Genomic DNA, 11,670 nt, shown 5'->3' with positions numbered 1-11,670 from the left:
GTCATTCTCCTTTCGCACTGGGGAGCGGATGACGCTCCTGCGGCAGACAGTGACGAGGCCAGTTGAAAACGTCTTGCATGCGAGCGCCGAGGTAGCCGTCGTTGAGCGGCGCCTGCAGCAGCGGGCCGCGATTCTGTTTGAACAACAGCGCCTCCAGCACGACGGTGTTGGTGGTGAGTGTGAAGGTGGTGTTATAGCCGCCGTTCGCTTCATAGCGGCCTTCGAACCAGCCGCGTTTGTCATCCTGATGCAGCCGCCCCAGCTGCATGAGCGCGTCGGTGTAGCGGGTATCCCACAGCACCCACAGACCGAAAATGGCGCGGGTCGAAAGCAGCGCCAGCTCGGGGGCGTAGCGGCCGTCGTCTGTGAGGGTATTCCAGGCGTAACCATTGGCGAACAGGCTGTCATATATCTCCCACGGCGCCGTGCTGCGTGAATATTGCGCCCGCGCAGTGAGGATTTTCTCCCGGTGCCAGCGCATTTCCTGCGCCTGGTAAAAACGTTGGGCTCGTTGCGCCATGCTGACGTCGGCCGCATCGCCGGCATTGGGCGCAGGCCATCCCATCTCGATCCCGGTCAGCAGATACGGCGTGCTTTCGATGCCGGCGGGGGTGCCGGTGAGGCGCGGATCGCGGGCCGTCACGGCGATAGGCTCACCATAGACGATTGCCGTTTTGAACGGCGCCATTCGGGGGGACGAGCGTTGAAACCCCCACAGGCGGAAAGCCGCGCTGTTGTAGTCGGCATAGCCGACGTCGCTGGCTGTGGCACTGCGCCAAGCGCCGTTTTGCTCTCGTCCGTCGAGCGGCTGACCGTCTTGGGTCAGCAGGTTGCAGAAGTTCCAGCGCAGCGCGATTCGTTCGAGAAAGGTGCGATATTCGGGGAAGCTTTGCGCCGTGAAACGCATGCCGGTGAGCAGACGGGCCATGCCTTGCGCTTCGCTGACGGCGCCGCCGTTCTGGCTGAACGCGCCGCTGGCGGCGTCATACAGCGCACCTGGCGCGCCAATGCGGGTTACCGGTAAACGATCGAGCGTCGTCAGCAATGCCGCCAAACGGGCGTCGAATTCCCGTTGCGGGAGCAGGTTCAAACGCCGCGCGGCGGTCAGCGCGATCAGGCTGTCGCCAATGTTCCACAGCGAGACCACCGGATAACGATCTTTGCCGTTCACCAAACCGGAGCCGGGCTGCGTGTTGTTCTGCACGTAGCGCCAGGCGACGTCGGCCCATTGCCGTTGCTCTTCGGTCAACGCGCCGTGGCGAGGCTGTTGCCGCCAGCGCTCCCACAGGGCGCCGGCACTGTCGGGGCGCGCCATGACGCCCAGCAACACGACCAGCGCAAGGGCGATGACGACGGAGGCGATCAGCGTTAGGGTTTTAAGCATGATGTCGCTACCGGGGGCAGTTTCACGGGCGCGTCATTTTGACACTGCGGGCATTTGCAGGCTTTGCAGGATGGCGCGTTGCGCAGTGCGACCCCCGTTTGTTGGCACCAGCTCTTCAGGTTAGCGTCAGGCGTGATAAAGGGGCGGTTAAACGGCGTGTTTTTGGTGTCAAACACGTTCACCAGCGTTTTATCCCACAGCGCCGGCGCGTATTTGCCGTCGCTCTGGTCATTGGTATTGAATTTCAACAGGCGCCCCTGCTTTTTAAACAGCAGGGCTTCGAGCATGATGCCATTGTTGTTGGCGGTGAATTCACGGATCGGGCCGGCGCCGTTTTCATACAACCCTTCATAGAAGCCTTTGTCTTTTTCGCCGGCATTCTCAATCACGTCGAGTAGCCGATCGGTATACGGAGATTGCCACAGGCTCCACATGCCGAGCGCCGCTTTGAGCGAGATGGCGGCGGTATCGGGCACATACTCGCCCTTATCCGTGATGGTGTTCCAGTCAAACCCGTCGGAATAGACCGTGTCGTACACGAAGTACGGCGCGCGGTCGAGCTGATGTTCGGAACGCGCCGTCAGGCGGCCGGTAATCTGGTAGCGATTCTCCTGCGCCTGATAGACGCGATTGGCGAAGTCTTGCATCCAGGGATGGCTGTGTTTAGCGAGGTCGGCGCTGCGATCGTCGCTGGTGTCCCAGCCCATCTCCAGCCCGTGCAGCACATAGGGTTCGGTGGCCACATAGTTATGCTGACTGGTGGTGCGCGGATCGCGTGAATCATAGGGCACCAGAACACAATAAATGTCCGCCAACTGGTAAGGCTCCGCGCGGGCGGCCTGGCAGGTGGAGAACCCCCACAGCTGGAAACCGCTGGCGGCGTACTCTTCATAACCCAGCCGGCCTTCTTGGACGTAAACCGGCTGTTTATTGGCATCCAGATTGGCGCCATACAACGTGCCGCAGTCGTCGATGATATGACTGAAATCCCAACGCAGCACGACGTTATCGACGTCGTTGGCAAATTCGGGATAGCGCTCTTTGATGATTTTCAACCACAGCAGCATTCTGCCGATGTCGATGGATGAAAAGCCGATCTCGCCGGGCTTGTTGAGGTAGTCGACCTTTTGCGCCGTGATGGTGTTGTACGCTTTGTTGGGCATCTGATTTTGGAACAGTGGCACGGTATTGAGCGTGGCGAGAAACTTGATCAGACGCTGATCGAATTGTTCCTTGTCGATGATGCCGAGTTCACGCGCGGCCGTCAGCGCGGCGAGATAGGAGGCGCTATCCCACATGGTGGTCGAGGGATAGTTGTTGACGGCGTTGACCAAACCGGTCGCCGGTTGATAGTTGGTGACGAAATATTGCCAGGCCTTGACCGCCATCGCCTGTTCACGCGCCGTCAGGTCGCCGTGGCGCTGAGGGTAGGCGGCGGCGGGCAACTGGGTGTCGCCCACGGCCGCGGGCGACATCAGCAGCAGTAGCAGGCAACCGCACAGCGCGCGCCTAACTAGCGTGATAAACGGCCTGGTGAAATAATGATGAGGCATAGTGGCTCCTTATAACTGATTACGGCCGTTGATCGTCGGCAAGATTCGCGGCGGGCGCGGAGGCGCAGTTTTGGCAAAACAACGGACCTTGCGCGATGTAGACCAGGCTTTCCAATATCAGGGCATTGGTATTGGCGCCGATCACCCGACTCTGCTGCCCATTGGCGGCGATGATGCCGTCATACCAGCCGCGTCCCGGCTCGAACAGGACGCCGGCGCGCTGCCGCATTTCGTCACTCCACGACGTACGAAACAGCGCGTACCAACCGAATGCCGACTTGGTCGAAAGCTGCAGCGCCGCCTCTTTGATTTCCGCACGCGACTTGTCGATCTGCGCCGGGAATCGACTGATGACCGCGTCGTCGATAAAACGCGGCAATTGCTCTTCATTGTCGGTATTCACATAGGCGTCACCGCCGCGGCTGCGATAGCGGCTTTCCTGTACTTTCATCACTCGCCAGCTGATTTCCGCCGACCGGATGTCGAACCCGACCTCCAGACCGGTCAGTAAATAGGGCATGGTAGTGACGACCGGGTGATCGACCTTGCCGATTTTGGCCTGGCTGTCGTAGGGAATACGCAGGCCGTCAATGCTGATGGTGCGGGCTGATGGCTGTTGGGTGCCGAGAACAATGCCGGCCAGAGGGCTGACGCGGCGCAGTCCGTGGGCGGCATAAAGCTGGTAACCATAGCTGTCACGATTGCTTTGAGTGACGAGCAGCCATTTTTTTGCCGCCCGGAAATTCAACGGCTGTCGCTGCTCCTGCTGCATGAACAGGGCGTCGAACTGCCAGGGGGCGATTAAACGGGCGATCGCGCCGGTCTGTTCCGGGTACAGCCAGGCGACGATATCCAGCGCCATCAACAGACGGCTGAGGTCGACGGCAGACCAATCGGATTGGCTTTCGTTTTGGTCCAGGCTATTCAGCCTGATAGGGCGCTGAGTATGGTAATACAGCGACGGCAACTGACCGTCGGTCAGCGGTAACGAAGACAACGCTGTCAAAACGGCATTCACGCGCGCATTCAGCTCGTCCTGCGTAATGATCCCGAGGCGTTGCGCGCTGATCGTCGCCATCAGATAACTGCCGGTGTCCCACATGGTGGTGTAAGGCTGGTTGTCGATGGCATTCGCCAGCCCGCTGGATTGGGTGTTGTTGACAAAATATTGCCAGGCGATGCGCGCCCAGACGGCCTCGTCGAAGGTCAGCGCACGTGGCGCGGGCAGCGTGGGGAAATCAGCGCTCAGCGTCAACTCGGCGCTTTCCGCCGGGGCGGGGGGCATCTTCATCTCAACATACACTACGACGCCGAAGGCCAGCAGGAAGCCGAGGATGACCGCAATATAGCTGCGCGCCTGCAACAGTGAGTGTTTCCACGCCATGTCTATCCGGCCTCCTGCTGTTCGGAAGGGGGCTCCGACTCAGGGCGCCACAACGCGGCGAACACCATCGGCAACATGGCCATCACGTTTACGCCACCCCAGAAGATATTGATCACATAGCCGGCCGGATCGTCCACCTTGCCGAGATACAGCTGCGCGCCGCCCCATAACAGCCCCAACAGCGTCAGGGCGATGATGGCCAACTGCGGTTTGACCAGCGTCAGAAAGTTGCCTTGCTGGCGCTCTTTGGGCGTAACGTGGAACTTGATCTTTTCACCGCGCAGCACCGTATCCAGCGCGCGCAGATTCATCGAGAAAAGCGAAAGGTAGGACGCTTTTCCGTCCCAGGCGGAGATCCCCCAGGTGCCGAACATGAAAGCCAGCTCAGACAGCAGGAAAAACGGTAAAAAGTGCAGGTAAAAGGGCAACGAGTAAGCGGATACAGGCGGAATGCCGGTAAACAGATAGATCAACGGCGAGATCAGGAACACCGTATTCCACAGGCAGGCAAGATATGACCAGAACGTGGTGCCGTACATCAGCTTTTGCGCCAGACTCAGCCTGAAGTTTTTCGCGCTGAAGACTGCATCATGCAGCGCAATGTCCAGCGATCCCGCCGCATATTTGAAACGCTGAATCATCCAGGTCAACAAATCCTGCGGCGACAGCATTTTCGATTCCACCTCGGGATGCATGACGGAACGCCAGCGTCGCTCGGGATCGCCGTGCAGCACGATCGAGGTGTAAATATCTTCCGATACGTGGAATTTATACGGCGTCAATTCGGTATCGAACGTAATTTGGGGTTTCATCGCCCGGCCAAGATCGTCGCGCAGGCCGGCATCCGTGACGTCGCGGGTATAGCGATCGATTTCATTTTCGACGGCGCGCGCATAGCTGCGCAATGCGCTCTGCATGATAGCCTCGCGCCGATGAATTGACGCCGCGCCGCAACAGAAGGCGGCGTTGGCCGCATTGCGGCGGCGCAATATCACGTCGTAAAACATCTTGGGATCGTTGAAAAAGGGATCTTGGCCGACGGTGAGGGGCCCAACCACCCCTTCAAACGCGCGCCCGATGACATAGCCCGGCTGCCCCAGCTTGTCCTTCAACCAGTGCGGCAAACGCTTTCCGGCGGGCAGATCGTAAAACCATTGCGGCGTTTGCACCCAGGCCACCAGGGGATCGCGAAAATAACCCAGCGTGTCGGTCAAGATGGACGGGAATACGCGGGTATCGGCATCGCAGATGACGATAAAATCCCCGTCCGTGTATTCCAGTCCATTGCGCAAATTGCCGGCCTTAAAACCGATGTTGTTCTCGCGCGACAGATAATTTACGCCTTCTTGTTCGGCGACGCGTCGCATCTCGGGGCGTTTGCCGTCGTCCAGCACGTGAATGCGGTAGTCCAGCGGGAAGGGATAGGTGACTCGTTTGGCATCCTGAATCGACAACCGGACCAGTTCGGTATCTTCGGAATAAGTGGCGATAAACAGGTCGACTTTGACCGGGCGCGGTGCGATCGCCTCATCCGAATCGAGACATTGACGGATGTCGCGCGGCGGGGGACGGCGTTTGACATCGCGCACTTGCCACAGGTTGATGGTAAACAGAATTGTGCCGCAATAGGCTAGGGTTTCCGCTATCACCAAAGGAACGGCATACCATAAGGCGTCATAATTGAGTGACGCCATCCAACGCCAGCGAATGTAATTGGCGCCGACCAACAGAGCGGCCACAGCGAGGATTTGCCAAAGGAACTCTATTGCCCGCGAGGTTTTTAGCGGTGCAGGGGGGCTCCTTTTTTCAAAAGATGAAAAATAAAAATGCGCCATGCATTTCATTCCCGGCAAGGAGGTCATGATATAGATAGAGAGTTTAGTTAAGCATGGAGGATTAGCAAGAGGGTGGATTTAAAATTAAACAGACATTCTGTTATTTTTTATATGATTGCAATAATGAGCATTTCCTCATCAAAAAATACGTGACGTGCGGATAAATTTATTTTTTCATCTAAAATTCCTATACGCCTGCTTAAAGCAAAATGATTAGTAAGTTATATATTTTAATTTAAATTAATTACAAATTAAACAAAACCACATGGCGCTGTTTTTTGAACCGATTTATCATGAGATAACCGAATGAATTTACAGCAAGTTAGTGAATCTTCTACGGCAACGCTTCACTATGTCGCCATTGGGAAACGTGATTTGCGTATCGACATGCTGCGCGGCATCGCGCTGGTGATGATGGTGGTGGCGCACGTAGAGGTGATGTCGGTTTTGAATGTTTTTACCTGGGAGCGGTTCGGTTTGACTACCGGCGCTGAAGGTTTTGTTATCTTGTCGGGTTTTATTCTTGGCAATATGAAACGGCGACAGTTACAAACTGAATCCATGTTGACGGTGGCCTATTCGTTGGTGCGGCGCGCGGCTAAACTATATATTGTTAATATCGTTATCATTATAAGTATTTTGCTGCTGCAAATGCTGGATTTTATCGATACCTTTGAAGTGACACATTTCGTTGACCGTTTTTCAGGGGCGGTATATTCGATGTATCCGGTTAATGAACAAGTCAAAGAGGCCTGGTTCAACGAGATTATTTTTTTGCAGATAGGGCCGCATCAAACGCAAATTCTGGGGCTCTACTTTTACCTGCTGTTGTTTAGCCCGCTGTTCCTCTGGCTATTGAATACGGGCAGGGGCGCCGGGCTGCTGGCACTGTCGTTCATCGCTTACGGCTATTACCAAATCAGCGGCATGCCGATGACTTCGGCGGAGTTCGAGTTCGCTTTTCCTTTCCTGGCGTGGCAATTGATCTACATACTTGGCCTGTGCTGCGGATGGTACAAAGAGGAGATCGCGTCGTTGGCCCGCACTCAGGCAGGCAAGATTGCGCGTTATGGCATGGCGGCGGTGGCGCTGATAATGCTGTTCGTCGCGCAAAACCATACCAATCCCTTTATGCCGCCGGCGTTAATGCTGCACGTGATCCCGGCGGCGGAATTCAATGGGTTTTATCAACACCTGGCCGCCAAGAATGCGTTGGGGCCCGTGCGCATTCTGAATGATTTTTGTCTGATCGCCAGCGTCTATTGGCTGCTGACCGTCTGCTGGCGGCCCATCAACAAAGCCATCGGCTGGTTCCTGATCGTGCTTGGGCAAAACTCGTTGTATACCTTCATCATTCACGTCTATCTGGTGCTGTTCATCAGCCAGTTCGTGACCTTCGATCTCTGGACGCAACATTGGCTCTTCAGTACGGCGGTGCATGTGACCGGGCTGCTTGCGCTCTGGGTAATGGCGCGTTACGGCCTGTTGAAGAAGATTGTTCCCAACTAATCGAGCCCGAAGAACGCGGTGGCTAAGGCGATAACCGGCCTGGCGCCCCACGGTCAGGCCTGGTAAGTGCGCAGCCAGGCGGCGAATGTTCTCACGACGTCATCATCGAGGCGCTAAAAACGCGTATGCTGCAGATTGCCGGGCGGCAGACGGCGCTTAGCGCACGGGATCTCCCTTGCGTGGAAACGCCCTATGACTTTAAAGCCGATAATCTGATTTATGTCGCGCAGGATAGGCCTGTGCTGATCGACCCCGATAACGCGCTGTTTTTGCCGCGCGTGTTCGATCTGGCGCTGGTCCTGCTGCTGTTCCACAACGCACTGGACTCGGCGCCCGACCGCGTGTTCACCGTACGGGAATGGCGGCTGTTTTTGACGGGGTACGGTGAGTCTGTCGCGTTGACGGCCGGCGAAGTGCAAAGCTGGCATCAGGCGGTAGAGCATCTGTTTCTCGACGAAGTCCTGTGGCTGATGGCGGACTTTGCCGATGGCTGGCGCGATCCTCGGCAAACGGCGCTGTTCTTCTCTCTGATCGGGCTGCTGGATAATCTTTCCGACTACGGATTAACACCGTAATGCGCTCAACGTTGCAGTGGTTTTTTGCGCCGTTGGCGAGGCTCTTATATATTTATTAGCATGCCTGAGGCAGGTTAGGCATGAAGCGGTGGCCGTACAGGCCGCTGCAAGCACGACAGTTAATCCGTTCGCCAAGAGGCTGCGAGACGGTGCTTTCGGTAGGGACAGCCGCCAAACGTTTTTACGGCGACCGAAGGCGGAGCAGCTACTCACAGGTCACGAGGACACTTACCATGCATAAGAGAACACTGGCGTCACTGCATTACGAAAACATGCCTTACGATGGGGTGCGCTTTCATATTTTGAAACGGGAGACGCCGGGCCATACGGCGTTGCTGAAGCTGGATGCGGGCAGCCGACAACCGGCGCGTTTTCATCCTGGATGGGTGAAACTGATGGTGCTGAGCGGTGAACTGAAGGTTGACGATCAGACGCTGCAACCCCATGAGATGTTAATCATTCCTGCCAATACCGCCTATACGGTAGAGGCCATAACGGAAGTGATTTGTCTGGCGATTTCCGAGCTGGACGGCGCCGAACTGGCCCGTTGACGTATTGACAAGAAGGGATAGCGGAGAGCCTAGGCGCTCTCCCTATCCCTTAAGCATTGAGCCGCCCCCCAGCTAAGCTACCTGCTGATTAGGCATAAACCTCCTGATTCAATCCACCGCGCTTTCCCTTTCCATCACTTTCGGCCTCCGTCGCCCCCGCAACGTTGCCGCCATTGTGCAGCGCATGCACAATGTCATCGCCCCGTTACCACGCAGAACGATGAAATGTGGGTGTCATAGTGAGTTTATTCGCATAAGGCCCCTGGTGTGGCTTGCGAGAACGTCACTATATGGAGGATCATGCGGCCTCTCTATCAAATAAAAGACATTCGCGTTATCAAAAGGGACAAACGACCATGGGATTCGAAGTCGACAACGCCGAAACGAAACGCATCAACCTCAGCAGCCACGAAAACTCCTCGTTCGAGGTGACAGGGCTGGTGAAACACTATCCGGCAGGCTTTGTCGTTCCTTTCCACTCGCATAAACGTTGCCATTTGCTCTATTCGCAACAGGGAGTGATGGCGGTCGAGGCGGGCAGCGGGCGTTGGATCGTGCCGCCAACCACCGCAGTCTGGCTGCGGCCGGGGGTGGAGCATCAACTGGTCATGCAGAGCAATATCTGCGTTTACGGGATTTTTGTCGATGAATTCACCGCCGCGCGTTTGCCGCTGCGCGACGGCGTTTTGCAGGTGTCACCGCTGCTGCGGGAGCTGATCGCCCAACTGGCGACGCTGGCGCCCGAGGGCGAGGAAACCAAACGCCATGCGCTGCTCAGAGCGCTGTTCCTCGAGGAACTGAGCCTGCAGCCGCAGCTGGCGCTGCATCTCCCCTGGCCGATGGAAGCGAGAATGGCCGACATTTGCCGGCAGTTGGTCATCACGCCGGCCGACGATCGCGGCATTGAGATCTGGGCGGATTCACTGTCGATCAGCGCGAAAACCTTCCAGCGTCACTTTACTCAACAAACCGGCATCACCTTTGGCCAGTGGAAACAGCGTCTGCGGCTGCTGTCGTCCATTCCGCTGCTGTTGGCCGGCCACTCCATCATACACGCCGCTTTCGAAAGCGGTTATGAGAGCCACAGCGCCTATTCGGTGGCGTTTAAAAAACTGTTTGGCGTTTCGCCTTCGCGCTTTACGCTATAGCCGTATTGCAGAGCGCGCTTCTCCTATAGATTGAAGCAACCTAATGACGTATAAAGCAAAGCAGTCAACCTCCGAGGCCGCTTCCCGTGATAAAAATTGTCGTGTACCTGATTATCGCCGTGACGATCGCCATTATTGCGGCAAGAGTCATCTTTCGTTTGCCGGATATTTCGCAGCGTCTACCGCAGGCGGCATTGCCGGCGGATCCTGCCGCGCTATTGCCGGCGCGGGCCGCCGAACAGATGGCGGCGCATCCCGGTCTGAGCGGCGTGGTGCCGCTGGTCAGCGGCCACGATGCGTTCGCCAGCCGCCTGGCGTTGGCACGGATGGCGGAAAGGTCGATCGATGCCCAGTACTATATCTGGCATAACGACACCTCCGGGCAGATCTTGCTGAAAACCCTGTATGACGCGGCCCAACGCGGCGTGCGTGTGCGGCTGCTGCTGGACGATAACGGCGTCGCCATGGATGAGACGCTGGCGGCGCTGAACGCGCAGAAAAACGTCGAGATCCGTCTGTTCAACCCGTCTACCGTACGTACGCCGAAGCTGGCCGGTTACGCCTTCGACTTTATGCGCATGAACCGGCGTATGCATAACAAGTCCTACATCGTCGACGGCGCCGTGGCGATCATCGGCGGCCGCAACATTGGCGATGAGTATTTCCAGGTCGGCGACGAGAACTATTTCCTCGATCTCGACGTGTTGAGCGTCGGCAGCGTGGTGGCGGAGACCGCCGATGTCTTCGATCGCTACTGGAACAGCGCCTCGGTATTCGGCGTTGAGCAAATTATCCGGGGCCAGGGCAACCTCTCGGCATTCCTGACGCAGGCTGCCGCAACCGAAACCAGCGAGCGCGCCCGTAAATTGGCGGTGCAGCTGGAAACCAGTGCGGTGCGCTTTCGCGATGGCGCCGTGCAGCCGGAATTCACCCAGGTAGAGCTGGTGGCCGACGATCCGGCGAAGGGATTGGGCAAAGCGTCGCGCGATCGCTTGATGGTGACGCAGCTGGGCAAGATCATCGGCGGCGTCAGCCGGCAATTGGATCTGGTCTCCGCCTATTTCGTGCCGGGGCGGGAAGGGGCAACCTTCTTTGAATCGCTTGCCAAACAGGGAAAATCCATCCGCGTGCTGACCAACGCGATGAACACCACCGACGTGCTGGTGGTCCACGCCGGCTACGCCAAATACCGGCGTGAGCTGCTGCAGGCGGGCGTCGAGCTGTTCGAGCTGAAGCTGCGCGCCGGGCAACCGACGGGGCGCAAGGAACTCAAGCCGCTGGGGCTGTCCGGTGCGGCGCTGCATGCCAAAACCTTCGCCATCGATGACAAACGGGTGTTTATCGGCTCGTTCAATTTCGATCCGCGCTCGGCGCACCTGAACTGCGAAATGGGATTCTTGATCGACAGCCCGTCGCTGGCGGCCGACACCCGCCAACTGTTTGATGGCCCGCTCGAATACGCCGCCTATCGGCCGGTATTGACGCCCGAAGGCAAAATGGTGTGGAAAGAAGCCTTCGAAGACGGCCACACCGAGGTGCACCAGCAAGAACCCGGTGCCGGCTGGGTAAAACGCATCGTTCTTACCGTGGCCGGCTGGCTGCCTATCGAGTGGATGCTGTAACGCCGGCGAAGGCCGTCGCCACCCGGTGTAACCGATGACCCAAACGTGGCGAAAGTGATCGCCACGCTCAGAGAGATTTACGCGCCGAAGTGAGGGGGCCGGCGATCGC

General features: G+C 57.4%; 9 protein-coding genes. 5 read left to right on the top strand and 4 right to left on the bottom strand.

Annotation, left to right across the window (positions count from 1 at the left end; all coding sequences use genetic code 11):
• Nucleotide 1: 1 nt before the first annotated feature.
• From ACJ8PE_RS05735 to ACJ8PE_RS05720, 4 genes are read right to left on the bottom strand one after another with little or no spacing between them, the layout of a single operon-like run.
• Nucleotides 2–1,384, bottom strand: a complete 1,383-nt coding sequence (locus tag ACJ8PE_RS05735; protein WP_197792390.1) for a DUF3131 domain-containing protein — start codon at nucleotides 1,382–1,384, stop codon at nucleotides 2–4.
• A complete protein-coding gene (locus tag ACJ8PE_RS05730) occupies nucleotides 1,369–2,937 on the bottom strand; it encodes a DUF3131 domain-containing protein (protein ID WP_046898352.1) in 1,569 nt (522 codons plus the stop codon). The genes ACJ8PE_RS05735 and ACJ8PE_RS05730 overlap by 16 nt, the downstream gene beginning before the upstream one ends.
• Nucleotides 2,938–2,956: 19 nt before the next feature.
• Complete coding sequence (locus ACJ8PE_RS05725; RefSeq protein WP_197792392.1) at nucleotides 2,957–4,321, bottom strand: DUF3131 domain-containing protein; 1,365 nt, start codon at nucleotides 4,319–4,321, stop codon at nucleotides 2,957–2,959.
• A 2-nt stretch (nucleotides 4,322–4,323) separates the two neighbouring features.
• Nucleotides 4,324–6,156, bottom strand: a complete 1,833-nt coding sequence (locus ACJ8PE_RS05720) for a glycosyltransferase (RefSeq protein ID WP_197792394.1) — start codon at nucleotides 6,154–6,156, stop codon at nucleotides 4,324–4,326.
• A 306-nt stretch (nucleotides 6,157–6,462) separates the two neighbouring features.
• On the opposite strand from ACJ8PE_RS05720, the gene opgC reads away from it, so the two are divergent.
• The 5 genes from opgC (at nucleotide 6,463) to ACJ8PE_RS05695 (ending at nucleotide 11,561) form a co-directional block, all read left to right on the top strand.
• Complete coding sequence (gene opgC, locus ACJ8PE_RS05715) at nucleotides 6,463–7,665, top strand: OpgC domain-containing protein (RefSeq protein ID WP_197760502.1); 1,203 nt, start codon at nucleotides 6,463–6,465, stop codon at nucleotides 7,663–7,665.
• A gap of 239 nt (nucleotides 7,666–7,904) precedes the next feature.
• Nucleotides 7,905–8,240, top strand: a complete 336-nt coding sequence (locus tag ACJ8PE_RS05710; RefSeq protein ID WP_049866679.1) for a hypothetical protein — start codon at nucleotides 7,905–7,907, stop codon at nucleotides 8,238–8,240.
• A gap of 233 nt (nucleotides 8,241–8,473) precedes the next feature.
• Complete coding sequence (locus tag ACJ8PE_RS05705; RefSeq protein ID WP_033643078.1) at nucleotides 8,474–8,791, top strand: cupin domain-containing protein; 318 nt, start codon at nucleotides 8,474–8,476, stop codon at nucleotides 8,789–8,791.
• A 356-nt stretch (nucleotides 8,792–9,147) separates the two neighbouring features.
• Nucleotides 9,148–9,939: an AraC family transcriptional regulator gene (locus ACJ8PE_RS05700; protein ID WP_033650400.1), complete on the top strand. Its 792-nt coding sequence runs from the start codon at nucleotides 9,148–9,150 to the stop codon at nucleotides 9,937–9,939.
• An 86-nt stretch (nucleotides 9,940–10,025) separates the two neighbouring features.
• On the top strand, nucleotides 10,026–11,561 hold the full coding sequence (locus ACJ8PE_RS05695; protein WP_033643080.1) for a phospholipase D family protein: 1,536 nt from the start codon (nucleotides 10,026–10,028) through the stop codon (nucleotides 11,559–11,561).
• Nucleotides 11,562–11,670: the final 109 nt, after the last annotated feature.

The sequence above is a fragment of the Serratia sp. CY74737 genome, assembly GCF_052166775.1.
GTDB lineage: Bacteria > Pseudomonadota > Gammaproteobacteria > Enterobacterales > Enterobacteriaceae > Serratia > Serratia ureilytica.
Note: the sequence above shows the minus strand (reverse complement) of the source record. Positions and strands in the feature narration are given on the sequence as shown.

Excerpts from the sequence above, each read along its gene's own strand:
- ACJ8PE_RS05735 (WP_197792390.1), bottom strand. The coding sequence starts at position 1,384 with ATGCTTAAAACCCTAACGCTGATCGCCTCCGTCGTCATCGCCCTTGCG.
- ACJ8PE_RS05730 (WP_046898352.1), bottom strand. The coding sequence starts at position 2,937 with ATGCCTCATCATTATTTCACCAGGCCGTTTATCACGCTAGTTAGGCGC.
- ACJ8PE_RS05725 (WP_197792392.1), bottom strand. The coding sequence starts at position 4,321 with ATGGCGTGGAAACACTCACTGTTGCAGGCGCGCAGCTATATTGCGGTC.
- ACJ8PE_RS05720 (WP_197792394.1), bottom strand. The coding sequence starts at position 6,156 with ATGGCGCATTTTTATTTTTCATCTTTTGAAAAAAGGAGCCCCCCTGCA.
- opgC (WP_197760502.1), top strand. The coding sequence starts at position 6,463 with ATGAATTTACAGCAAGTTAGTGAATCTTCTACGGCAACGCTTCACTAT.
- ACJ8PE_RS05705 (WP_033643078.1), top strand. The coding sequence starts at position 8,474 with ATGCATAAGAGAACACTGGCGTCACTGCATTACGAAAACATGCCTTAC.
- ACJ8PE_RS05700 (WP_033650400.1), top strand. The coding sequence starts at position 9,148 with ATGGGATTCGAAGTCGACAACGCCGAAACGAAACGCATCAACCTCAGC.